We start from the raw sequence: 23155 nt of genomic DNA on the forward strand, positions 1-23155 counted from the left end.
CGTGCCGGTCTCAATTCCAAGACCTTGCAGGGAGCCAAAAAAATCGATCACTTGCGCCCCCTGGCGTAATTCACGGCAAGAATGAGAAATTGTACGGCCATCACGGCAAGCACGATGAGCAGGAAAACCTTGATCAGGCCGGGATAGACGGGGTCCCATGCACTTCCCGACCGCTCCAGCCGGAAACTGCCGTCGGGCCGGAACGCGGCCCTTTGGACCATCAGCCAGGCCGCCCAAGCGAAAACACCGCTGGAGAGCATGCAGATAACTGAGATGACGATGTCGAGTATCCGGCGTGCCCGGTCCGGCAAGGCATCGTAAATCAGCACAACACGGATGTGCCGGTCGCGCGCACTGCAATATAGACCGCCATAGAGAAACGCAGCGCCGCACAGAAAGATGGTTGTCTCATGCGCCCAAATGGTCGGGGCATTGAAGACGTAACGGAGCACCACTTCATTCAGCAAGATAAGCATGGACAATACGATGCCAAAGGCAAAGACCAGCCCGGTCTTGTCGATCCACCGACCCAAGATACCTGCTTCAGGTATGGCTCCGGGGTCCGGTTTTTCGTGCGATTTTTCCTCTGTGTCTGCCACGCTTGCCTCCCAGCTTTTTTGAGCAAATCGCGTTAAAAAGAGTCAGGTTTCGCTGCCACTCGGCTTTGCCTCGTACGCCAAACCTGAAGTAGCTTGAATTGAATGGAACGCGACACGCTATCGTATTGAGCGGCCGCCCGGAGGCGGCCGCTTGTTTTGATTGGGTTGGAGCTTATTGCATCAAGCCGTTTTCTTTCAGATACCCGGTCAACACGTCGTAGACCTTCTGGGCATTGTCAGAGCGAGCCGCGACTTTTGCCCACTCACCGGTTGCGATGGTCCGGAACTTTGCGCGCTCTTCCGCGGACCAGTCGGTTACAGTGATTTCGCCGCCAGCTTTCGCTTCCTCGACAGCTTTCAAATCCCGTTCCGCAAGTGCTGCCACCTGAGCAGTCGCAAAGTCGGCAACGCTTTCTTCAAGAACAGTTTTCAGATCTTCCGGAAGAGCATCCCATTTGGCCTTGTTCATGGAGATTTCGACCAATGGCATGGAATGGAAGCCCGGGTAGACCGGGTATGGGGCGACCTTGTGCATGCCCTGGGCATGGTTGGTCGAAAACACGGTGTAATCGGCCGCGTCGATCACGCCTTTGTCGAGGGCTGTGAAGACCTCGGAACCTGGAAGGTTCACCGGAGCAGCGCCTGCGGCTGCAAACACCTGTTGCACGAGCCCTTCCGGCGCCCGCATCTTGATGCCTTTGAGATCATCGACGCCATTCAGTGGCACTTTGGAAACAAATGCCTCCAGTCCCGGCGTGGTCGCACCGATGAAATGCAGGCCATAAGGACCCACCAGTTCATTCATCAGCTCGTTGCCGCCGCCTTGTGCCATGAAGGTGAACATCTCATCTGGAGAAGACCAGGCGCCGACCGGGTTTGCAATCAAACCAAAGGCGGGGTCCTTGCCAGCGAAGTAGGACGTGTCAGTGATATGGCCATCCAGAATGCCGGCTGCGATCGCGTCTTGTGTTTCGCTATGTGAAACGATGGATTCGACCGGCAGAAGTTCAATTTCGACCCGCCCGCCGGTGAGTTCCTTGACGGTCTCCGTCCAGCCTTGCTGAAGTTCAAAGTTCGGGTTGCCGGCCGGGTCTGAGGATTGGAACCGGAACGAGAAATCGGCCGCAAACGCGGCAGAGGTCAGTGCGCTGATAGCCACTGCGGTCAGTGCGGATTTTGTGAGATTCTTAAACATAATTCCTCCCATTGGTCTCTATCGCCTTGGTCAGTTGGCGACAGTGGTTTGAGGCGGCGCTATACGCCGCAGTCCTTCCAAGGCGCCATCAACAAGCTGATCGACGGGCCGTGAAATCTGAAGAGTGAAGCCGGTTTCGTCGTCATCAAGCGGCTCCAGAATGGCCAGCTGGCTATCGAGGAGCGTTTCGCCGGCAAAATGGCCCTGGCGATTGATGAGACGGTCCGCGATGAGGGCTCTGGATCCGTCCAAATGAACGAACCTGCACCCTGGCAACGAGTTTCGAAGGCGGTCACGGTAGGCGCGTTTCAGGCTGGAGCAGGCAACCACCGCACCGCCGGTGCAATAGAGTTGGAGCAGGGCCGCCATCGCGACGGCATCCAGCCAAGGCATTCGGTCGGCGTCCGTGAGCGCTTCGCCATTTGCCATTTTTTGCTTGTTCTCCAGAGTGTGAAAGTCGTCTGCTTCGACCATTCCAACGCCCAGGCGATCTGACAGGTTTAGCGCCAAGCGGCTTTTGCCCGCTCCACACACGCCCATCACGACAATCACACTTTCTTTTCCGCCCTTTGGCGACGCGCTCTGCATCTTTGTCATACCGCCTGTTTTCTGAGTTCATTCAATTGATAGCGCTAACATTTGTCAACAGGCGTTTTGTAAGTTAGTCTTGTCATGAAGCGTATTAGTGATCTTAAAAGGTTGTAATATTTGAAGAAAAACAAATTAAATATTTCAGATGTTGCGCGTGAAGCGGGCGTTAGCGCTATGACAGTTTCGCGGGCATTGCGGAATCCTGACAAGGTGTCGGAGAAAACGCGTTTGAGGATAAAAGCGGTTGTCGATCGCTTGGGATATGTGCCTGACCCCGCCGCAAGTGCTCTCGCTGCCGGCAAAACAAACGTCATCGGCGTCATCGTTCCTTCTGTGACCAACAACGTCTTTTCAGATGTGATGCGGGGGATTTATGAGGCCGCAGAAGGGTCCAAGTGGCAGATCCAGCTCGGGAATTCCCGCTACTCCCCTTTGGAAGAGGAAACACTTGTCCGGACGTTTTTGAGCCAGAAACCTGCAGGGCTAATCTTGTCCGGTCTTGATCAGTCTTCCGAAACGTCAAAGCTCTTGATGGGAGCTGACTGCCGTATCGTCCAAATCATGGAATGTGGCCCAGATCCTTATGACATGATGGTCGGATTTTCCCATGTGGATGCGTCAAGAGCAGCCACCCGGCATCTTTTGGAACAAGGATATGACCGTCCCGGGTACATCGCCGCGCGCCTCGATCCACGAAGTCAGCGCCGGCTGAAGGGCTTTAAGACCGAAGCGGAACTGGCTGGGGTTTACTCGGCAAACCGGGTGGTAACGACCCCGCGGCCCTCGACCGTGACCCTTGGATGCGAGCTCGTCGCGGATTTGCTCTCCAAGGCGCCAGATACAAATGCTGTGTTGTGCAACAATGACGACTTGGCACTTGGAGCTCTCTTTGAATGCCAGAGAAGGGGCGTGCGCATTCCTGAGGAATTCGGGATCTGTGGGTTCAATGATTTGGAGATGGTTGCCGCCGCCAATCCGTCCATTACCAGTGTGAGAACCTTCCGGTTGGACATGGGACGGATCGCATTTGAGAACCTCGTCGAAGCCCTGCAGGGAGCAGAGCCGCAGCAAAAAACAATCGATCTAGGTTTTGATGTGATCCCGCGGGGCAGTACTGAAAGGACTGCTTAGATTCGCGGCTATTGTTTCAACCAGTCACTCACCTGTCTGCTGGTCTTTTCTGAAGTGGGGCTCTGGTCGGAAAAACTGGCGTCACCGATCGATACCGCGACCGTCGCAATGGAGCGCGCATCTGTACCGACCCCATCTGCTGTGCCTCGGCAGCGCTTCAGAATTCAAAGCCGCAGGTCGGTTTCTTCGGCTGGGAACATGCATTTCAGGTCGTAGACCAGCGCACCGGGTTTGCCGAAGGCGCGGATCTTGTCGATGCCGAGGTCCTTGAAGGCCTGGTGGGCGACGGCAACAATGATGGCGTCGTAGGCGCCTTCCGCCGGGTGTTCCACGGGCTGGATGCCGTATTCGTCATGCGCAGCCGCTCCATCAACCCAGGGGTCATGGACATCCACGCTGACATTGTAGTCTTTCAGTTCTTCAAGAATTCCGGCAACGCCGGTGTTGCGAAGATCCGGACAGTTTTCCTTGAACGCGAGACCCATGACAAGAATTCTGGAACCGGTGACGGGCAAGGCCTTGCGGGTCATGGCCTTGACCATCTCGGAGACCACATAGGCGCCCATGCCATCATTCAGGCGCCGTCCGGCCAGGATGATCTCCGGGTGATAGCCGGTCGCCTGGGCTTTGTGCGTCAGGTAATAGGGGTCAACGCCAATGCAATGCCCGCCGACGAGGCCGGGACGGAAGGGCAGGAAATTCCACTTTGTTCCAGCCGCTTTCAGGACGGCTTCGGTATCGATATCCAGTCGGTTGAAGATGATGGCCAGCTCGTTGATGAGCGCGATGTTGAGATCCCGCTGCGTGTTCTCAATCACCTTGGCGGCTTCCGCGACTCGGATCGAGGGGGCCTTGTGGGTTCCGGCCGTGACAATCCCGGCATAGAGCTGATCGACGAAGTCGGCTGCCTCCAGTGTTGAGCCGGATGTGACCTTGCAGATCTGCGGCAAGCGGTGGGACTTGTCCCCCGGATTGATCCGCTCCGGGCTGTATCCTGCAAAGAAGTCTTCGTTGAACGTGAGACCGGACACACGCTCCAGCACCGGCACACAGTCTTCTTCCGTTGCGCCGGGATAAACGGTGCTTTCGTAGATCACCAGGTCGCCGGGCTTTAGAACCTTGCCGATGGTCTCGCTGGCACGGAGGAGGGGGCCGAGATCGGGCTGCTTATAAGCATCGATCGGCGTTGGCACCGTGACGATGTAGGTGTCGCACTCTGCCAGTTCCTGAGGATCGGAGGTAAAGCGCAGGTGTGTCGCAGCGATGAGGTCATCTTTCGAGACTTCGAGCGTCGTGTCGGTGCCTGCACTCAGCTGGACAATGCGCTCCGGATTGATATCAAACCCCATGACCGCGTGTGTCTTGCCGAATTCGGCGGCGAGCGGCAGGCCGACATAACCAAGGCCAATGACAGCAATTTTCGCCTGTTCCGGGGTCCGGTTCCTCATCTCAGCTTTAGACCTTGTAATAGTCGCGGTACCACTGCACGAACTTCGCAACGCCTTCGCGGAACGGTGTCTCGGGCTTGTAGCCGGTCAGGTCTTGCAGCAGCGTGGCATCGGCCCAGGTCGCCGGCACATCGCCTGTCTGCATCGGCATCAGGTTGCGAATGGCGTTCTTGCCGAGTTCATCTTCAATCGCTTCAATGAAATCGAGCAGGCGGACCTTGTCCGAGTTGCCGATGTTCACCACCCGATAGGGCGCAACGGGACTCAAATTGTCCGTTTTCGAGGCCGCCCCCTCGCTCCCTGGAACCGCATCCATCAGACCGCGTATGCCGCGCACCAGATCGGCCACATAGGTGAAGTCGCGGTACATCTCGCCGTGATTGTAGATGTCGATCGGCGTGCCTTCGAGGATCCCCTTGGTGAACTTGAAAAGCGCCATATCTGGGCGGCCCCAGGGGCCATAAACCGTGAAGAACCGGAACATGGTGATCGGGATTTGATGAATATGCGCCCAGGCATGCCCCATCGCCTCGTTCGCCTTTTTGGTCGCTGCGTAAATGGTCAGCGGCGTATCGGTTTTCTGGTTTTCATCGAACGGCATTTCAGTGTTCGCGCCATAAACCGAGCTGGTCGAGGCCATCAGCAGATGCTGAACATTGGCCGCGCGCGCAGCCTCCATGACGTTCAATGTGCCGACGACGTTGGCATCAACATAAGCGCGCGGGTTTTCCAGGCTGTAGCGCACCCCGGCCTGGGCCGCGAGGTGAACGATCACATCCGGTTTGAAATCCGTAATGCTTTCCGCAACAGACGTTGTGTCTTCGAGCTGCGCGATGGTTGAGGAGAATGTGCCGTGCTGATGGAGGATCTCGTGGCGGCGTTCCTTCAGCCGGACATCGTAGTAGTCCGTCAGGCCGTCAAAGCCGGCAACTTCCCAGCCTTCCTGTAACAACAGCTCGGCCAGATGAAAGCCGATAAAGCCGGCAGACCCAGTGATAAAGGCGCGTTTCTTTTGAAGCATGCTGTCTCTTTAAAGGTCTGCGTCCGGCGGGCAGGGCCGTGGGCGGTAAGAAGGGTGCCCGCCTTAGGTATTCACAGGATGCGGCGCTGTCCAGATCATTCCTCGGTACTGGCGGTGGAAATTCGGTTGCTGCCCCTTCTGGCCGGTAAAGGAGGGTGGCCTAAACACCAAAAAAGGACCCGGAGTGTCTGTCCGGATCCTTCCTTTTTCTGCGCTTAAAAACCCGTCGATTGTTTGGGCCGGCTAGCCTTAAGCAGCAGCCGCTGCGGCGACCGGTTCATGTTGCCAGTGAAGCGGGTAGCCGGGATCAAAGACGGTGACTGTGCCTTCCGGAAATTGGATCTTGTCTGGGAAGCTGACCGGATCTGCGCTTTTGAAAAGGCGGATGCGCCGCTCGTTTGGCGGCAGCTTGTAGAACGCCGGACCGTTCAGTGAGGCAAAGCCCTCCAGCTTGTCGAGCGCGCCGTCTTCTTCAAACACATGCGCCAGGCAGTTGATTGTATTGATTGACGAGAAAATGCCGGCGCAGCCGCAGGCGCTTTCCTTTGCCGTGTCGGTGTGCGGGGCAGAGTCGGTGCCAAGGAAGAACCGCGGGTCGCCGGACGTTGCCGCTTCGCGCAGGGCAAGACGGTGTTTTTCGCGCTTTGCCACCGGCAGGCAGTAATAATGCGGCTTGATCCCGCCGGCCAGAATGGCGTTGCGGTTAATGATCAGGTGGTGGGTGGTGATGGTCGCTGCGGTGCGCGCCTTTGCGGCCTTCACGAAGTCAATCGCATGGGACGTTGTGGCGTGTTCCAAAACGATGCGGAGCTCGGGAAACTTCTCTCGGATTGGCGACAGCACGCGTTCCAGGAAAACGGCTTCCCGGTCGAAGATGTCGATGTCTGAATCCGTGATCTCGCCGTGGACCAGCAGGGGGACATCTACCTCGCTCATGGTTTCCAGAACCGGGTAGATCTTTTCAAAGTCCCGGACGCCGTTTTCAGAATTCGTTGTCGCCCCGGACGGATAAAGCTTCAGCGCCGTGATCAACCCGCTTTCTGCGCCTTTGCGCACATCGGCCGGATCGGTGGCCTCGGTAAGGTACAGCGTCATCAGCGGATCGAAGCTGTGATCTGCCGGAAGCACGTTCAGGATGCGCTCCCGGTAGGCCTGCGCATGTTCGGTGCGCACGACCGGTGGTACCAGGTTGGGCATGATGATCGCACGCGCAAAATTCGCGCTTGTGTGCGGCAATACCGCTTCCAGCATGGCGCCATCGCGCAAGTGAAGATGCCAGTCGTCAGGTTGGCGGATTGTCAGCTCGGTCTGGGTCACTGAAGCGCCTCCGTGAGGTCGTTATTGTTGTCTGTCCGGCCGGCAGCAATGCCTTGGAGGCATCAAGGTCCGGCGCTTGTGCGGTACTGCGTCTTCTAAACACCATAACAGGCTGGCGGCACAAGGTGGCCGGTTCGAAATTTCATGCTCGATGGGATTGCGACGGGCCAATTGGATTTCAAAAGTGAGCCCTTTAGTGAGCATCGGGGTGGGTACTATATTGGTTTCTCGCCGATGAGGCGTGTTAGCCGTGGTCGCTGCTCCAAAAAAATTCCATAATCAGTTTTGAGCCGGTCCGCACTTGATAGACGTTTGTTGCACTACACATCCGTGATACACTTCTGTGGTACAAAGTGGAGTTCTTTATATGGGAACGTCGGCTCGAAGGAGCACATCTTTAAGGCTGAATGCTGAAACGCTTGATCAGGCAAAGGAACTTGGGATCAACGTGACAGCGGTCGCGGAAGATGCGCTGGAAAAAGCGGTCTCGGCGATGAAGCGTGAGATCTGGCTTGAAGAGAATGCAGACGGGTTTGACGCACAGCGTGAGTGGCACGAGCAGAATGGACACCCGCTGGCTGACATAATCGCGGGTCCAGCCGGTGCGGCATGGAAGAACTGAGCCGCTTTGATGTCGCGGAATACAAATTGTGTTCATGGTTGTTATCGAAAGCGACCTCCTACCGCCTGACCCGACGTGGTCTCTGTTCCTTTGCTCCCCGACTATCCAACGGTGAAATATCTCAACCCAGTACTGGAGCATGAAAGTAAGCGATTGGTTCTTGCAACCCGCCTGATTGCAGCCGTGCGACGGTCGAATTTGCGACGAGCCGGAAATCTCAAGGGTCAAGGTGAACTGATCACGCGTGCGATCGATGTTCTCATGTCCGGTATCTAACCCTGACGCTCGGTGTTTTAACGTTCCGATCAAAAACATTCCATAAGATAGATTATCGGCGCCGAGATGTTTGCAACGTTATTTGCCGTCCGGACATTGCACTGACATCACAAGAAATCGGTGTCGGCCCGATGCGCAGCGGCAACGGCATCGAGATTGGATTTATGAAACTCGCGGTAGAAGCTTTTCGTGTCTTCCGACATATCCGCAGGTAGAGAAACAAAGTCTTCAAGTTGAAAGCCCGAACGCTCGTGAAGCCCTTCAAGAGCTGCAGATGAAGCCGGCACTCGCCCAACAGCATCCCGTAGCTTGGTGAAGTAATCGATGTTGGCGGCGGCGACTTCCGGGTCAGCTGTTTGTCCATGGGCGAGAACCACATGGTTCGGATGCAAGTCGCGGATTTGCTTCAAGGACGTGCAGAGTTTGCGAAGATTGTCCGGCGATTGGTTCCAGACTTCCGGAATAGGATATTCGACAGCATCCACCGCAAGGCAGGTCCGTACTTCCGGTATCCAGACAGCAACATGGTCAGGCGTATGACCTGGCGTGTGCAAGAGCTCGAGCGTCAAGTCGCCCCCGTGAAGAGACATTGTGTTTCCCGAGAACGTTATCGTTGGTGGAACGATCTCGACATTCTTGAAACGGGGTTCCTCCGCCCGTTTTTCCGCCAGCATGTGTTTGGCGTCTGGATCACTCAAGCGTGCGACTGCAGCACTGTGCGCTATGATCGGTGTGTGAGGATCAAGCGCGGAATTGCCCCAAAAATGATCCCAGTCCATGTGCGAGTTGATCGTAATGAGTGGGCGATCGCCTATATGGGCAGACACAAGCTCCAATGCCCTGGCACATAAGGCGGGTGTTGCCAAAGTGTCCACGAGCACGTTGAATCTCTCCGTCACGACAAAAACGCAGTCGACCTCATCACCGGCTCGAATGACAATAATCCGCTCATCGAGACCCGGGTAGGTCGCAAGCTCAAGATCTGTTGTTGTCATGACCGTATCCACCTTTCGAGTTGAACAATTTGGACGGCGTTAACCAAAGGCAGCTTGGTCTACAAACTATACTGGTCCGCAGCTTCATCGAACCATGGAATTAGGCTTCAGGTGAAAAAAACCAGGGCCCGCCAACGCTCTTTGATAGGGGCACATTTATTCGTCTAGCTTCTCATTCTGGATGAAGAACGCGCGGCATACCTCAGGGGTAGTTTAAAATATTTCATGCAACTCGGAGAGAAATATTTCCTGTTCGCAACGCGAAAACTACAGGATCTGATCTCATTGTTTTCATCGAATAAATTCTTTTCCAGTTGAGCACATGAAGACTATTGACTGGATGCCACTTGTTCGAATTCTATCGCAATAAGGCTTTTGCATATTGGGGGGCAAAATGGCGATTCCAACAGATCCGCTATTCATAAATCAATGGTACTTGCGCAACACAACTGCGGGCGAATTCGATCTCAATATTGTCGATGTCTGGGACGATTATACGGGCACTGGCATTACGATCGCCGTGATCGATGATGGTGTTGAGGCCACCCACCCGGACTTGTCCGGCAATTACTCAACGGTCAAAGACTACGACCTGGCAAATTCCTCTGAGACGATCACGCTTGGGCCGTCTACTCAAATCGATCTCTTTGATGGTGATTTTCACGGGACGGCAGCAGCCGGGATACTTGGCGCAACGGCCAACAATAGCATCGGCGTTGCCGGTACTGCCTACGGCAGCACGATTTTCGGCATCAAACATGGTCAAAGCATAGCCGATGCAATCAACTTGATCTCTGGCCAGCTCTCGATTGGCGGTGTCGACCGGTCTGCCGAAGTCGTGAACATGAGCCTGGGCACACTCGATTCAACCAACTTCTTTGATCAGGAGATTTCGTCCATCGCAGAGACCAATGCGATGGTGTTTGGCGTTCAAAACGGGCGGGACAGCAAAGGGACTATCTACGTCAAATCTGCTGGCAATGAACGTCAGGTCGACGTCAACGGAATACCGGTTGTCACAGAAACCAATGCTGCAGCCTGGAATGCCACCATGCATTCCATTTCGGTCGCGGCCGTCCAGCGCACGGGAGCCGTTGACGATTATTCAACACCGGGATCATCGCTGTTGGTTTCTGCATTTGGCTCCCCAAGCCCCGGCCAGATCCAGACGACGGATGTGACCGGGAGTGGCGTGAACGGCGGATACACCGACGGGTCAGACTACACGACGGACTTCAACGGGACGTCAGCGGCCGCACCCCAAGTATCTGGTGTGGTTGCCCTGATGCTGCAGGCCAATGGAAATCTCGGTTGGCGGGATGTGCAAACCATTCTGGCGAATACGGCCCGCCATGTCGGGACTGATATTGGCGGCGGTGTCTCCGGGTTTGAACGAAATGCATGGACCTTTAATGGTGCGGACACCTGGAACGGGGGCGGGTTCCATTTTTCGCGTGATTACGGATTTGGTCTCGTCGATGCAAAGGCTGCCGTCAGGCTCGCCGAAACATGGGGAACGGTCTCTGCCACATCGCAAAACCAGGCCTCCACGAATATCGACCTTTTGAATTCCAACATCACCCTCACCGGAAACGGTGCCGTCGACTCACTTCAAGGAACGGCGTCGACCGTGGTCGAGATCGAGCATGTTCAGCTCAAGGTAAATTTCCTCCAGTGGTATGACTTGAACGATCTGGAGTTGCGGATTGTCGGACCGGATGGAACGACCAGCGTGGTGCTTGATAATGTCAGTGCCGATAACGATGAAACGGACACCAACAACACCGGCCAGTGGGACTATTTTTATACCAACGCGTTTCGCGGCATGACCAGCGAAGGCACCTGGACGGTGCAACTGATTGATCAGGACAGCGCGGTCACCTCCCCCATTAATATCGACAATGTGGAGCTGACCTTTCACGGATCCTCGGCCAGCGACGATGATGTCTACATCGTGACAAACGAGTTCTCCGACTTCGCGCCTCTGTCGAGCCACAGCACATCGTTCAACGATACAGCTGGAACCGACACACTCAATGCAGCGGCCGTCGACAGTGCAAGCATCGTCAATCTTCTTGCCGGCACAGGCACGCTGGACGGTATCGCGGTGTCCTTCAGCGGTATCGAGAACGTCTTCACCGGAGACGGCAATGATCAAGTGACCGGGAACGCCATCGCAAACGCGCTGAACTCGGGAAGAGGCGATGATACGCTGAACGGCGCCGGCGGCAACGACACCCTTGATGGGGGGGCCGGGACGGATACTGCCGCCTACACCGGCGGCCAGTCGGAGTATGTGATCTTCACTGGCTCTCAAGGGCAAACCGTGGTGCTGGACACCACAGCCAACCGTGACGGCAAGGACAGCTTGAGCAACATTGAAGCATTCGATTTTGGCGGGCAGTCCGTGACCCTTGCGAACGCCCTTGTGACACCGACAGACAGCGATAACAGCGCGTTTGAGGTCTACCGGTTCTTCAACACGTCGACCGGCTCCCATTTCTTCACCACCAGCCTGGATGAACGGAACGCAGTTATCGAAAACCTGGACGCGCTCAGCTTTGAAGGAAATGCTTTCGATTCAAACGTTACCCAGGCAAACGGAATGGCCGTTTACCGCTTTTTCAACCTGTCCAACGACGTGCATTTTTACACGATCAGTGCCGAAGAGGCGGCCGGATTGCGAACGAATGCCGCTTTTCGTGATGAAGGAGTTGCGTACTATGCGGCGTCCGACGATAGCTCCGGCGGCACTGCACTTTTCCGCTTTTTCAACACGCAGACCGGGAGCCATTTTTATACGACCTCGGAGGCGGAACGGGACAACATCATCGCGACCCTTGGGCAATACAACTTCGAGGGCGTCGCCTACTACGTCGACATCGCCTGATTGGTCTCTGACAAGAAGCGCGGGGATCGTCCCCGCGCTTGCAATAGAACCTGCTCGCTGTTGGTGAAGCCTGACATGATCTTCTGATGACGCCATAGGGATCGTTCTCCTATCAGCCTGATTTACATTAGAAATTCTCCCACCCATAACCACGAAATTACAACTTTTGTCTGATCTGATGAATTTGGCATATTCTGCAAGTTGAAGTGAGGCCATTTCTTTTGGCTGACCTGTAGGAAATGACAATTGCCTATTTAACCGGCAGTCTTCTAAGAGCCTGAAGATGGAAGGCTCATCCCCGATACCGCCTCAAATACTTGCCCAGATCAATGACAAGTCAGTCGAAGGACTTGCGCTCGCGCTTGCGTCCGATGCCGACGGCGCGGTCATGCATTTCCAATGGTGCAACAGCGCGTTCTGCAAGATCACCGGATATGACGCGGCCGAGGTTATTGGTCAGCGCGGCACGATCCTGATCGGCTCCAGTATGGATCAGGGCAATCACCTGATCATCATCGAAAAGCTGATGAACTGGGAGCATTTTTCGGTCAAGGCGCTTAACAACCGGAAAAACGGCGAGCAATACTGGCAGCGGATGAGCTGGACGCCCCTTTCCGATACGTCCACCGGCGACCGGTGGTGGCTGTGTTCGCTGATCGAGCTGGAGGACCAGGCCGGCCAGGAAGACACCGTCCGGCATCTGGAGCGGCCGGTCTCCGGTCGCGAAGCGCTGACAACCTATGTCGAAAAAATCGGGCATCTGGAGCGAGAAAACAACCGGCTGTTCCAGCTGGCCAAGAAGGTTGCCAAAGAGGCGAAGGAAGATGCGCTGACGGGTCTTTCCAACCGGCGGCATTTCGAGGTCGAGTTCAAGTCCTGGGTGTCCAACCTGAAAGGCGGCGGATCGGACTTTGCGGTGTTTTACATCGATCTGGACCGCTTCAAATCCGTCAACGACACGTTTGGGCATGATGCCGGCGACCGCCTTCTGATTTCCGTCGCCGAGATGCTTCGTAGGCTCACCAACGAGACGGATCTTGTCGCCCGCATCGGCGGGGATGAGTTCGTGGTCTTGCGTCCGCTCGGAGAGAGCGCACTGGACATCAGCAGTCTGGCGGATGCCATTGTTCAGGAAATGCATGCGCCGTTCGTGTTTGAAGGCAAATCCACTTTCTGCAGCGCCAGTGTCGGCGTTGCGATCGCAAACGCCAACATGGACGCGCCCGAGCGGGTGGTGAACGATGCGGACACGGCTCTTTACCACGCCAAAACCAACGGCAAGGGCCGCTGGTCTTTCTTCACAAAGGAGATGCATGCCGAGGCGATTGCCGCCAAGCGCCTTGTGTCCGATCTCCTGATTGCCTGCGAAAACCGCGAATTCGTGCCGTTCTTCCAGCCGCTCATCGACGCTGCGACCGGCACTATCGCCTCGGCCGAAGTGCTTGTCAGGTGGGCGCATCCGAGAATGGGCCTCTTACCGCCCGCTGCGTTTTTGGAAACGGCAGACAAGATGGGCATCTTGAAGCGGATTGACGAAATCGTCTTTGCGACGCTTCCTAAAAAACTGGCGCTGATTGATGGTGCTGGGGTCGATCTTCCAAGGGTTTCGATCAATGTTTCTGCCGGACGTTTGGCGGACCCGAACCTTATTCATGACATCAAACGCGTCGGCATTCCTCCCAAACGGCTCACGATCGAAATCCTGGAATCGGTTTATCTCGACCGGCTTGGCGATGTTGTGAACTGGACGCTCAGCGAGCTGAAAGAGCTGGGAGTGACCATCGCGCTCGATGACTTTGGCACTGGTCATGCCTCCGTGCAGGGACTTTTGAAAATCAATCCGGCGGTCCTCAAAATCGACCGGCAGTTCATACTGCCGATCGTGGAAGACCAGACCGCCCGCGAATTGATGGCCTCCATCATCGGCATCGGCAAGAGCCTTGGCATGAGCATTGTGGCAGAGGGCGTTGAAACGGAAGCGCATGCGCGCCTTGCCCGTGACATGGGCTGCGACCTCCTGCAAGGCTACCATTTTGGCCGGCCCATGCCCGCAACCGAGTTTCAGGATCTGCTGATTGAAACCAAGGGCCAGTTCTGGTCACCAGAGCCGGAGATTACGGGCAAGGTGTCTTGAGCGGTTAATAACGCGGCTGGAGGACCAGAACACTAAGCGCGCACGGCCGAGACAATGACTGAAGGTGTGGGCACCAGATGCCCGCCGTTGTCCGCTGTGCCTTCGTCTTGCACCCGGCGTGAAAGCGCGGCCCTGATCGCGGCTCGCCGGTCTTCCGGTTGTCCGCCCAAGAGGGACGCGGCGCGGACGGCTCCCTTGTCGAAGGCATCGAAGAGTTTGCCGGGAGAAGAGACAAACACCCGGCTTTGAAGCTCAAGCATCGCGATGCCGGTAAAGCCGGAGGCCATCAAAAGGGGCTCTGCGATCTCCTTGTCGGCGAACATATGCGCATCCGGTCCGTCCGGCAGGGTGACCGCCGGATCGCCAAGACGTCCAACGGCTTCAAAAAGCCAGCCAAAGGCACCGTTCGAGCCCTTTCCGCGCCAAATCGAAAAGGCAAGCCGTCCGCCGGGTTTCAAAACCCTGGCAACTTCCCGCAATCCTTTTTCCGGATCTGGAAAATGCGGCACGCCAAAGCCGATCGACACGGCATCAAAACTCTGGTCCGGGAAGGTCATGGCCATAACATCGCCTTCCACGAAAGTGGCGCCTGGCGCCATTCTTTGGGCGAGGTCAAGCATGGCCGGCGAGAAATCAAGCGCTGTCACCTCGGCTCCGCGTTTCAGAAGCTCGGCCGCAACAACCCCATGTCCCGTGCACAGATCCAGGGCCGTCAAGTCGGGGTCTGGAGCGACCGTTTCCGCGAGCACCTCAGCTGCCTGCCGGCTCGCAAGATCAAACCCTTCTGCGTAGCCTTGCGCGATGCCCGGATCCTGCCAGCCATCCCGCTCCATGCGTTCGAATGCATCCGTATTCGCCATTCGCCCCCTCCCTGGCTTGACTGAGCCTGCATGACGGCCAGCTGTATTGGGGTGTCGCAACGGAAGCTTATCGCTTTATGACACACGGCGGGAGTAAATATGTGAGACGCTGAAAACCCGATTTGATCGACGTCGTCTGTTCCACATGGTTTTCTTAGAGCTTCGTGAAAGCAAAGCTCCGATCCAACAAAATGTTGACCAATATTATTTAGCTGACTGCAAACAAACAGATTGTTCCGCTGCGGAATATGTGCCTCACTGAGGCCGGGACAGAGGAATAAATGGGGAAGTTCATGTCTGCAGCGGCTGATGGCGTTTTTGATATTTTTCGTTTTTTTAATACTCAGACCGGCACACATTTCTACACCGCCAGCGAAACAGAACGGAATACGGTTCAGACCACCCTGCCCCAATTCAATTTTGAAGGTAATTTGTTTGATTCCAATGCTTTGGAGGCAAACACGACCGGAGAAATACCTGTTTTCCGGTTCTTCAATACCCAAACGGGCACCCATTTCTATACGGCCAGCACCACAGAGCGTGACAGCATAATAGCCAACCTGCCTCAGTTTAATTTCGAAGGAACAGTATATCAGGCCTATTCAGACGCAGATATTGAGCGCGCACCGCTATACCGTTTTTTTAACACCCAAACAGGAACGCATTTCTACACAGCAAGTGAGACCGAACGCGCCAACGTGATTGCAAACTTGCCTCAGTTTAACTTTGAAGGGATCGCGTATTATGTTGGCGGTATCAATGCGGGCGTTCAGCTCGATCTTTCCAATGTCAACGCGACCTTCAGCGGCAACACTCTGACGGCGAACACGCAAACGACCAGCTCGTTTAAAATAGGGGGCGGCACTGCTGCACCCCAGGCTCCTGCGTCCCCCGGGCAGACCGATGGGTTTTCGCAGTCCACCCCGTTCTACAGCGTTACCGGGATCGACAGTTCCGATTACTTCGAGTTGATCACGACAAATGGTGGCGTTGCTGGCAGCGCGGGCAGTGGTAATGGCGGTGACGCCAATGCCGCGTTCCGGTTTGAGGTTGGAACCGATACATCCGCTGATGTCCTGAACCTCAGTTTGAAAGGCGGCGTCACAATCACCGGCGGCTCCGGTGGGGGCGCAACTTCCGGAACTGGTGGTGCAGGATCTTTCGCAGCCTTTATCTCCGGGTTCGAGACCGTAAACATTGCGTCGAATGGGACAACCGCCAACAGTTTTGCGGGTGGGTCCGGTGGTTTTTCCACGAACGGGTCGGATGGCGCAAACGGCTATGCACTCGGGTTCTCGGCCGGAACGACCAGGCTGGTCATCACTGGTACGCAAGACATCAACCTTGGCAATATCTCGCATCAAGGGGGATTGGTGGTTGATGGATCGGCCTTGACCGGAAAACTCACAATGGCCGGCAACCCAGATACCCCGGTTGCCGATACATTGATTGGCGGTGCGGGTGCCGACTTGCTGGAAGGTGCAGGTGCCGCCGACACACTCACCGGGAACGGTGGAGCGGATATTTTCCAGATATTTCTTGGCGACACCACAACATCGGCGTTTGACACGATCACAGACTGGAACGCGGGTGGCACGAGTGATTTTGTACGCTCAGCGAACATCGATGAGGTTGCCGGCGCATCGATAAACACAACCGGACTTGCTGGACTCATTGTGGCTGTGAGCAGCGGTGGCAAGGCAACTTTCGCGGCTGCCGACGATACATTCGCTGAAAAACTGGCGGTGCTGGACGCTGACGACACCAATGTTGGTATCCAGGAAGTGGTATTTTTCGAACATGGTGCCGACACCTACATTTTCTACGAAAACACCTTCGGTTCCGGCGACGAGCAGTTGATAAAGCTTACCGGTGTGACCGGGCTGTCGACACTCACCGAAAGCGGCTCGCTCGGCGACTTCTCGCTTGTCTAGTCAGAGCACCCGGCCCTTGCCGTAAAGCGGTTTCAGGCACTTCCGTACCGAATTGGGGAACTTGGTCTATTTTCGTGAGTCAGGAGGCAACTCGGCACAGCTGGCGAGCTGGGATGCATTTTCTCCGCTTCCTGACGCGTGGCATCATTTTCAGAACAGCGTAAACTGCCGGCCGAAGGAGGTGTGCTGGTGCCACGACGTTATGCCGAAATCTATCCGTCCCTGCCGCTTCTCAGCAGCGATGACATGGCGCATGTCTCGGCCGCCGCGCTGATGTCGGTGCGCTATTTCCGGGCCGAACCGGATACGATGCCGGAAGAAGTCTTTGCCGAACATCATGTGCTTCTGAACCTGTGCGAGACCCCGCACCGTGTGCAGAACTGGCGCGGCGGCGAACTACGCGACTTCACGTTTGAAAAGAACGAAATCGTCGTTACGCCCGCGGGTTTGCGGTCCGGGTGGCGATGGTTCGGCACCTCGGACGTCATCGTCGTGACCCTCGATCCGAAGAAGGTTGAGCGGTTCGCGCTGCATGAGCTGGGCCTTGTTCTCACCCATCAGCAGCTCGCCGATATGCCGCAGTTTCAGGATGCGGATCTCTGCGCCGCCGGTGTCATGCTGCGGGATGCGCTGGAAACCGATGATCTTTCCTCGGGCGTCATGTTTGAAGCGATGAGCCGGGTGTTTCTGGTGAAGCTGCTTCAAAAATACGGTCAGCAACAGGCCGAAGACCTGGCGCTGTCGGCGCGGTTTACCTCCGAGCATTACAAGAGGGTTCTCAGCTTCATCCGCGACAGGCTGGACCAAACGATTTCCGTGGAAGAGCTTGCGCAGGAAGCCGGCATGAGCGCGTCCCATTTTGCCCGTGTTTTCAAGGAAACGGTTGGCGAAACGCCGATGCAATATGTCCTCGCCTACCGGATCGAACAGGCGATCGGGATGATGCGGGATCCGAAACGGCCTCTTGGCGAAATCGCAATCGCATGCGGGTTTGCCGATCAGGCTCATTTCTCCCGGTCGTTCAAACAGGTGACTGGCCAAACACCGCGCCAGTACCGCGCGGCCTAGAGTCTTAGCCCTGACGTTTGGCCGAATCCTTCAAAAACAAAGCAGGCCTGTTCAAGTAATCCGGCGGGCCGAAGCGTATCTCCAATGTCATCGGGCGAAGGCGCCCAGAACATTGATTTTGGAGAGACCGATATGACCATCCGTTCCGTGACCACCGCAGCCCTGTTGATGGCCTCCACTTCCGCCATCGCGCAGGTTGAAACCCGCACCATCACCTTTGAAAACGAAGGCGCAATCCTTTCCGGCACGTTGTATCTGCCTGAAGAACATGACGGCACGGCCCTGCCGGCCGTGGTTGTCACCGGCGCCTGGACATCGGTTGAAGAACAGATGCCCTCCGTCTACGCCCATCAGATGGTTGCCCGCGGGTTCGCGGCCTTCACCTTTGACTTCCGCGGCTGGGGCAAATCAGGGGATTTGCCTGAAAATGTCCGTTTCGTTGAAAGCCCGGCGGCAAAAACCTCCGACATTCGCGCAGCCTTTGATGTTGTGGCGACGCTGCCCGAAGTCGATGCGACCCAGATCCACGGGCTCGGGATTTGTGCCTCGGCCGGATACATGGTGGATGCGGTCTCAGGGAACGGCACAGTCAAGTCCATCGGTCTTGTTGCCCCGTGGCTGCAAAATGCGGACCTTGTCGAGGCCGTGTATGGCGGTGCAAACGGTGTCGGCGCGCTGATCGAAGTCTCAAGGAATGCAGAAGCCAATGGCGGCCAGATCATCCCGGCGGCCGGCCCGGAAGGCGCTGAAGGCGTTTTGATGCCGATCGGCGGCTACTATTATGAGCAGGACCGCGGCGCGATCCCGGCATATGACAACAAGTGGAACCAGGCAGGCTGGGAAGGCTGGCTGACATATTATCCGGCCGATCATGCGGGTCGTCTCACCCATCCGCTCGCAATCGTGCATTCGGAAGCTGCGGCCATTCCTCAGGGCGTGAGGGCATTTTTGAGCGGCTTTGCAGGCAAAGCAACCTTGCAGATGCTGGAAGATGTCACCCAGTTCGACTTTTATGACAATCCGGAAGACGTGACTCGCGCCGCTGACGCGATGGCAGAGCATTTTCGCGGCTAAGGCCGGGCGGCGGCCCTAAAACACTTCACATTTTCAAGGATAAAGACCATGAAACTGACACTCCCAGCTGTTGCCGTTCTCTCCGCTCTTGCAACATCAGCGATAGCGGACGGCAAACTTCCTCCCGCAGGCAAACCGGAGGAAGCTGCGATCCGCACGCTTGTATCCTCGATCCCGCTTGCGGTTGACCGGGCGGCCTACGATCTCGCAGAAGCTGCCTTCGCGCCGGAGTTCGTCATCGACTACACCTCGCTTTGGGGCGGCGAACCAGCGACTATGACCCCGTCCGCGCTGATGGACGCCTGGCGCGGCATTGTTCCGGGTTTCGATGTCACCTGGCATGAACTCGGGCCTGTCTCCGTGACCGTCAACGGCGACATGGCAAGGGCCACAGCCTTTGTCGATGGCCGGCACTAGATTGACGGCGAGCTCTGGCGGCCGGTTGGCAATTATTACTGGGATCTGGAGCGGATCGAGGGCAGCTGGCTGGTCACCCGCATGGAATTCGACATGACCCAGGAAATCGGCGACCGCGCCCTGGCGGCGACCGCCATGGAGCGTGCCGCCTCGAAGAACTAGAACTCAAATCCCTTAAAAGTGCCGCTCTTCAACGAGCGGCGCTATTCCTATGTTGGTGTTTGGATCGAATTACTCTGAACTGTCCGTATCCAAAGGCACGTTCAGGCCAATTTTTTTGCGGCCCATGACAACGGAGGTACGGAAGCGGCGGACATTGGCATTTTGGAAGAACAGCCGATGGGTCAGTGCTTCGAATTCTGCCATGTCCTTGGCAATGCAGATCAGGCAGAAATCGGCCTCGCCGGTGACGTAATAGCATTGCTGGACTTGCGGCTCCTGCCGCGCCCGCTTGACGAAATCATCGATCTGGTCGAGCCGCTCGCGCTCCAACTCCACCATGATGATGAAGGTCATGGCTTGGCCGAGTTTAGCCCCGTCCAGAAGCGCCACCTCGCGCAGGACGAAGCCCCCTTCCCTCAGCGCTTTTAACCGCCGCTGCACTGAGGCAATCGAGACACCGCTCACGTGCGCCAGCTGTTCGAGGCCGGTACGGGCGTTGTCCTGCAAGGCGTTCAGGATCGAAATGTCCACCTGGTCGAGCTTCATGGCGTCTCTTGTGGTCTGAATACGGGAATATTTCTCATGAAACGCTAATCTTGTGAGGCGTTTCTATCAAGCGGATCAGGTATTTTTAACGGATGCAGACTTTATCGACCCGACTTGACTATAAACGCGCGGCCAGCCTGATGCCCGTTTGGGCCGATCCGGCCCCGACCCCGCTTCTGGAGCGGACCTATGCCCCGTGGACTGTCCTTATCAAGGACGAAACCGCACGCATGGGGCTCGGGGCGTTCAAGGCGCTTGGCGGGATCTATGCTGTTGCCAACCTGTGCCTCGGGACTGATGCTCCACGGGATGTGTCCCTCGAGACGATCTGCGCCGCGGCAACAGGAAAAACGTTTGTTTGTGCAAGTGCAGGAAACCATGGCATGGCTGTTGCCAGAGGTGCGAAGATTTTTGGCGCGGCTGCGCGGATCCATTTGTCAGATACAGTGCCAGAGAGTTTCGTGGCCCGGCTAGAAGCGGAAGGCGCGACGGTCATCCGCTCCGGTGCGACCTATGAAGAGAGCATTGAGGCGGCGATCAAAGATGCCGATGCAAACGGCTTCATTCACCTCGCTGACGGGTCCTGGCCAGGATACACAGAACCGCCGCGGCTGGTGATGGAAGGCTATACGGTTCTTGCGGAAGAAATGCGGGCCGTCTTTGAAGTGAGTGGTGACTGGCCGACGCATGTCTTTTTGCAGGCAGGTGTTGGCGGCATGGCTGCGGCCGTTGCCCAGATGGTCCGGAAAAACTGGGCCGTGCAGCCGGAGATCATCATCGTTGAACCGGAGGCCGCCCCGTGTCTGGATGAAGCGGTGAAGGCCGGGCGGGTGGTTGATGTGATCGGGCCTGTCTCAAACATGGGCCGTCTTGATTGCAAGACCGCGTCGATGCTGGCGTTTGAGATCCTTCAAGAGACAGCCGACACTTATATCCAGATCTCTGATGAAGAAGCGCAGACGGCTGCCGATGTGCTTGCAAAGCTTGATGTTTCAAAAACAACACCCTCCGGTGCGGCGGGATTTGCAGCCCTCCGGCAAATGGCCCTGCCGGTTTCCGCAAGGCCGCTGATCGTGGTCTCGGAAGGGGCTGTGACGTAAGCGCGTTGGCGCGCTGATCGTCAGAAAAGCTTGAAACCGTGCAGTTTGTAGAAGAGAAGCGCGGATTTGGCGAAGAGCTTGATGTGCGTCAACCCCTTGCGTGCGGCGTGGCCGCCCTCGTGGACGATCTGGATTGCCGGTACATAGGCGATACGGGTGATTTTTTCGGTTCGCAGGGCAAGATCAAAATCTTCGAAATAGAGAAAGTAGCGCGGATCAAACCCGCCAAGCTGCCGGTAGATATTCCCGCGAAACAACATGAAACACCCGCTGACGATCGGCGGATCCCAGAAAACGTCTTCGCCTGTTTCTTCGCTCATTTCATAGCGGGCAAGCCGGCCTGAAAAGAGGTTTTTCAGGAAAGCCGGCGCAAAGCCCCGCAACAGAAGATCGAACAGTGCCGGGTAACGCTTGCAAAGATATTGCCGCGTGCCGTCCGGCCAGCAGGCATGTGGTGTGATCAGGCCGCAGTCTTTGCACTCCTCCAGGAACTTCAATCCGTGTGTCAAAGCCTCTTCGGCCATTTCGATGTCCGGATTGAGCACGAGATGAAACGTGCCGGTCTCGCTGAGCACCAAATTGTGTGCGCGGCCGAAGCCAACATTTCCGTGTCCTTGCCGCAGGTCAAACGGTACTTCGTTGAGATTTGCGGCCAGTACTGGCGCGATCCCGTCCGTGTCACAGTTCTGGATGATGAAGATCTTGCAGTGGGAGGCATCCAATCGGTTCAGCGCCTTGGAAAGGCTTTGAAGCGTGGCACCGAGAACCTTGAGATCGGGCCGGTAAATCACCAGAGACACCGTCACCAGCGGGTTTTCCCCGCCCGCCGGATCCAGCGCTCCGCTCTCCCCTGTCATTTAGACCCGGCCCATCCGGCCGCGGACACCGTCCCAAATGCCGGACAGCATCATGCGCGAATGGGTCCAGCGTTTGGGTGCGGCAAGCGTGAAGAACACGAGCCGGTAGGCCATGCGGAACAAGAGGATCGGTGTCCAGATGTGCGGCAGCCAGGATTGGCGGATCAGCCAGACCGCGTTGCGCTGCTGGTAGTAATGCCGGACCGCGCTGTGGACCGGGACGCGCCGCCACAGGAACTGGATGTGATCGTCACCGAGGGCGTGTTCCATATGCGCGTCGAACACACCGTAGCTGATGTAGCCCATTTCGCGGGCCCGCAAACCCCACTCGATGTCGACATAGTCGATGAAAAGCTCATCAACCATATCGCCGACCTGATCGAACACTGTCATCGGTGTCAGGCTACCGGAGGCAATCAGGTAGTCCGTTTCGACGATCGTTTCCTTACCCGTGTTGACGCGGTGTTTCAGCCGCAGCCCCTTGCGATAAGGGAAGCAACCGGTATCGCCTTTGCGCGGATCGATATAATTCGCCCCGACCGCCGCAACGGTCTTGCCGTCTGTGCGCAGCTTCAGTTCCGCCGCGATCAGTTTGGCGACCATGTCCTTGGCCGGCAAGCTGTCCTGATCGAGCAGCAGAACGGAATCCGCATCGCGCTCGCGGGCCATTGCGATCCCGACATTTTGTGCATGGGCAATGCCGAAATTGTCGCCAAGAAGTTTGAGCGTTGCGTTGAAGTTGGTTGCCAGCGCGCTCAGGTCGGTATCAGAGCCATTGTCGACGATCACCAGGTCGTTCACCTGCGGAGCAATCCGTTCCAGCATGGCTGTGAGGGGGCCAAGATCCGGCTGGTATGTGACAACAACACCGCAGACCCGGGACAGGGCCCCGGGCACAGGAGACGTCTCAGTCATGAA

Annotated in this window: 21 protein-coding genes; 10 read left to right on the top strand and 11 right to left on the bottom strand. The window is 56.5% G+C overall.

The features are described from left to right. Positions 1 to 47 precede the first annotated feature (47 nt). The 3 genes from ACVDG4_RS23295 to ACVDG4_RS23305 all read right to left on the bottom strand — a co-directional run bounded on the left by ACVDG4_RS23295 (position 48) and on the right by ACVDG4_RS23305 (position 2391). Positions 48 to 599 carry a TRAP transporter small permease subunit gene (locus tag ACVDG4_RS23295; protein WP_447236841.1) on the bottom strand — a complete coding sequence of 184 codons (552 nt, stop codon included), beginning with the start codon at positions 597 to 599 and terminating at the stop codon, positions 48 to 50. Between the two features lie 172 nt (positions 600 to 771). Next, entirely contained in the window at positions 772 to 1794 is a 1023-nt protein-coding gene (locus ACVDG4_RS23300; protein ID WP_447236842.1) for a TRAP transporter substrate-binding protein, read from the bottom strand. Between the two features lie 30 nt (positions 1795 to 1824). Further along, positions 1825 to 2391 (bottom strand): gluconokinase, encoded by a 567-nt coding sequence (locus ACVDG4_RS23305; RefSeq protein ID WP_209002834.1) that lies wholly within the window; start codon positions 2389 to 2391, stop codon positions 1825 to 1827. A gap of 111 nt (positions 2392 to 2502) precedes the next feature. Between ACVDG4_RS23305 and gntR the strand changes: the two genes are divergently transcribed. Next, a complete protein-coding gene (gene gntR / locus ACVDG4_RS23310) occupies positions 2503 to 3516 on the top strand; it encodes an HTH-type transcriptional regulator GntR (RefSeq protein ID WP_447236843.1) in 1014 nt (337 codons plus the stop codon). A 164-nt stretch (positions 3517 to 3680) separates the two neighbouring features. Here the strand turns inward: gntR and tviB are convergent, their stop codons facing one another. From tviB to pyrC, 3 genes are all read right to left on the bottom strand, one after another. Further along, complete coding sequence (gene tviB, locus ACVDG4_RS23315) at positions 3681 to 4964, bottom strand: Vi polysaccharide biosynthesis UDP-N-acetylglucosamine C-6 dehydrogenase TviB (protein ID WP_447236844.1); 1284 nt, start codon at positions 4962 to 4964, stop codon at positions 3681 to 3683. A gap of 7 nt (positions 4965 to 4971) precedes the next feature. Beyond that, on the bottom strand, positions 4972 to 5985 hold the full coding sequence (locus tag ACVDG4_RS23320; protein WP_447236845.1) for an NAD-dependent epimerase/dehydratase family protein: 1014 nt from the start codon (positions 5983 to 5985) through the stop codon (positions 4972 to 4974). Positions 5986 to 6234: 249 nt separating this feature from the next. Next, entirely contained in the window at positions 6235 to 7302 is a 1068-nt protein-coding gene (gene pyrC, locus ACVDG4_RS23325; RefSeq protein WP_447236846.1) for a dihydroorotase, read from the bottom strand. 367 nt (positions 7303 to 7669) lie between these two features. On the opposite strand from pyrC, the gene ACVDG4_RS23330 reads away from it, so the two are divergent. Continuing rightward, positions 7670 to 7924 (top strand): type II toxin-antitoxin system CcdA family antitoxin, encoded by a 255-nt coding sequence (locus ACVDG4_RS23330; RefSeq protein ID WP_447236847.1) that lies wholly within the window; start codon positions 7670 to 7672, stop codon positions 7922 to 7924. 111 nt (positions 7925 to 8035) lie between these two features. Beyond that, positions 8036 to 8200 carry a CcdB family protein gene (locus ACVDG4_RS23335; protein WP_447236896.1) on the top strand — a complete coding sequence of 55 codons (165 nt, stop codon included), beginning with the start codon at positions 8036 to 8038 and terminating at the stop codon, positions 8198 to 8200. A 107-nt stretch (positions 8201 to 8307) separates the two neighbouring features. Here ACVDG4_RS23335 and ACVDG4_RS23340 read toward each other — a convergent pair whose 3' ends face one another. Further along, positions 8308 to 9195 carry an MBL fold metallo-hydrolase gene (locus ACVDG4_RS23340; protein WP_447236848.1) on the bottom strand — a complete coding sequence of 296 codons (888 nt, stop codon included), beginning with the start codon at positions 9193 to 9195 and terminating at the stop codon, positions 8308 to 8310. Positions 9196 to 9589: 394 nt separating this feature from the next. On the opposite strand from ACVDG4_RS23340, the gene ACVDG4_RS23345 reads away from it, so the two are divergent. Further along, positions 9590 to 12085 (top strand): S8 family serine peptidase, encoded by a 2496-nt coding sequence (locus ACVDG4_RS23345; RefSeq protein ID WP_447236849.1) that lies wholly within the window; start codon positions 9590 to 9592, stop codon positions 12083 to 12085. A gap of 283 nt (positions 12086 to 12368) precedes the next feature. Next, the gene (locus ACVDG4_RS23350) at positions 12369 to 14219 is read left to right on the top strand and encodes a putative bifunctional diguanylate cyclase/phosphodiesterase (protein WP_447236850.1); all 1851 of its coding nucleotides are present in this window, start codon (positions 12369 to 12371) and stop codon (positions 14217 to 14219) included. A gap of 32 nt (positions 14220 to 14251) precedes the next feature. On the opposite strand, the gene ACVDG4_RS23355 is transcribed toward ACVDG4_RS23350, so the two are convergent. Continuing rightward, entirely contained in the window at positions 14252 to 15079 is an 828-nt protein-coding gene (locus tag ACVDG4_RS23355; RefSeq protein WP_447236851.1) for a methyltransferase domain-containing protein, read from the bottom strand. Between the two features lie 293 nt (positions 15080 to 15372). Here ACVDG4_RS23355 and ACVDG4_RS23360 point away from each other — a divergent pair, with 293 nt between their 5' ends. The 4 genes from ACVDG4_RS23360 to ACVDG4_RS23375 all read left to right on the top strand — a co-directional run bounded on the left by ACVDG4_RS23360 (position 15373) and on the right by ACVDG4_RS23375 (position 19572). After that, positions 15373 to 17013 carry a hypothetical protein gene (locus tag ACVDG4_RS23360; protein ID WP_447236852.1) on the top strand — a complete coding sequence of 547 codons (1641 nt, stop codon included), beginning with the start codon at positions 15373 to 15375 and terminating at the stop codon, positions 17011 to 17013. A 189-nt stretch (positions 17014 to 17202) separates the two neighbouring features. Beyond that, positions 17203 to 18081 carry an AraC family transcriptional regulator gene (locus ACVDG4_RS23365; protein WP_447236853.1) on the top strand — a complete coding sequence of 293 codons (879 nt, stop codon included), beginning with the start codon at positions 17203 to 17205 and terminating at the stop codon, positions 18079 to 18081. A 132-nt stretch (positions 18082 to 18213) separates the two neighbouring features. Then, a complete protein-coding gene (locus ACVDG4_RS23370) occupies positions 18214 to 19155 on the top strand; it encodes an alpha/beta hydrolase (RefSeq protein ID WP_447236854.1) in 942 nt (313 codons plus the stop codon). Between the two features lie 48 nt (positions 19156 to 19203). Further along, a complete protein-coding gene (locus ACVDG4_RS23375; protein ID WP_447236855.1) occupies positions 19204 to 19572 on the top strand; it encodes a nuclear transport factor 2 family protein in 369 nt (122 codons plus the stop codon). Between the two features lie 231 nt (positions 19573 to 19803). On the opposite strand, the gene ACVDG4_RS23380 is transcribed toward ACVDG4_RS23375, so the two are convergent. Beyond that, on the bottom strand, positions 19804 to 20280 hold the full coding sequence (locus tag ACVDG4_RS23380) for an Lrp/AsnC family transcriptional regulator (RefSeq protein ID WP_447236856.1): 477 nt from the start codon (positions 20278 to 20280) through the stop codon (positions 19804 to 19806). Between the two features lie 140 nt (positions 20281 to 20420). On the opposite strand from ACVDG4_RS23380, the gene ACVDG4_RS23385 reads away from it, so the two are divergent. After that, positions 20421 to 21380: a pyridoxal-phosphate dependent enzyme gene (locus tag ACVDG4_RS23385; protein ID WP_447236857.1), complete on the top strand. Its 960-nt coding sequence runs from the start codon at positions 20421 to 20423 to the stop codon at positions 21378 to 21380. A gap of 20 nt (positions 21381 to 21400) precedes the next feature. Here the strand turns inward: ACVDG4_RS23385 and ACVDG4_RS23390 are convergent, their stop codons facing one another. Then, complete coding sequence (locus tag ACVDG4_RS23390) at positions 21401 to 22237, bottom strand: glycosyltransferase family protein (protein WP_447236858.1); 837 nt, start codon at positions 22235 to 22237, stop codon at positions 21401 to 21403. Further along, complete coding sequence (locus tag ACVDG4_RS23395; protein WP_447236859.1) at positions 22238 to 23152, bottom strand: glycosyltransferase family 2 protein; 915 nt, start codon at positions 23150 to 23152, stop codon at positions 22238 to 22240. Positions 23153 to 23155 lie beyond the last annotated feature (3 nt).

The sequence above is a fragment of the Roseibium sp. MB-4 genome (assembly GCF_053005265.1).

What these genes read in the sequence shown, in the direction of transcription:
- ACVDG4_RS23300 (WP_447236842.1), bottom strand. Translation starts at nt 1,794, where the DNA reads ATGTTTAAGAATCTCACAAAATCCGCACTGACCGCAGTGGCTATCAGC.
- ACVDG4_RS23305 (WP_209002834.1), bottom strand. Translation starts at nt 2,391, where the DNA reads ATGACAAAGATGCAGAGCGCGTCGCCAAAGGGCGGAAAAGAAAGTGTG.
- tviB (WP_447236844.1), bottom strand. Translation starts at nt 4,964, where the DNA reads ATGAGGAACCGGACCCCGGAACAGGCGAAAATTGCTGTCATTGGCCTT.
- ACVDG4_RS23320 (WP_447236845.1), bottom strand. Translation starts at nt 5,985, where the DNA reads ATGCTTCAAAAGAAACGCGCCTTTATCACTGGGTCTGCCGGCTTTATC.
- ACVDG4_RS23330 (WP_447236847.1), top strand. Translation starts at nt 7,670, where the DNA reads ATGGGAACGTCGGCTCGAAGGAGCACATCTTTAAGGCTGAATGCTGAA.
- ACVDG4_RS23340 (WP_447236848.1), bottom strand. Translation starts at nt 9,195, where the DNA reads ATGACAACAACAGATCTTGAGCTTGCGACCTACCCGGGTCTCGATGAG.
- ACVDG4_RS23345 (WP_447236849.1), top strand. Translation starts at nt 9,590, where the DNA reads ATGGCGATTCCAACAGATCCGCTATTCATAAATCAATGGTACTTGCGC.
- ACVDG4_RS23350 (WP_447236850.1), top strand. Translation starts at nt 12,369, where the DNA reads ATGGAAGGCTCATCCCCGATACCGCCTCAAATACTTGCCCAGATCAAT.
- ACVDG4_RS23355 (WP_447236851.1), bottom strand. Translation starts at nt 15,079, where the DNA reads ATGGCGAATACGGATGCATTCGAACGCATGGAGCGGGATGGCTGGCAG.
- ACVDG4_RS23360 (WP_447236852.1), top strand. Translation starts at nt 15,373, where the DNA reads ATGTCTGCAGCGGCTGATGGCGTTTTTGATATTTTTCGTTTTTTTAAT.
- ACVDG4_RS23370 (WP_447236854.1), top strand. Translation starts at nt 18,214, where the DNA reads ATGACCATCCGTTCCGTGACCACCGCAGCCCTGTTGATGGCCTCCACT.
- ACVDG4_RS23375 (WP_447236855.1), top strand. Translation starts at nt 19,204, where the DNA reads ATGAAACTGACACTCCCAGCTGTTGCCGTTCTCTCCGCTCTTGCAACA.
- ACVDG4_RS23380 (WP_447236856.1), bottom strand. Translation starts at nt 20,280, where the DNA reads ATGAAGCTCGACCAGGTGGACATTTCGATCCTGAACGCCTTGCAGGAC.
- ACVDG4_RS23385 (WP_447236857.1), top strand. Translation starts at nt 20,421, where the DNA reads ATGCCCGTTTGGGCCGATCCGGCCCCGACCCCGCTTCTGGAGCGGACC.
- ACVDG4_RS23390 (WP_447236858.1), bottom strand. Translation starts at nt 22,237, where the DNA reads ATGACAGGGGAGAGCGGAGCGCTGGATCCGGCGGGCGGGGAAAACCCG.
- ACVDG4_RS23395 (WP_447236859.1), bottom strand. Translation starts at nt 23,152, where the DNA reads ATGACTGAGACGTCTCCTGTGCCCGGGGCCCTGTCCCGGGTCTGCGGT.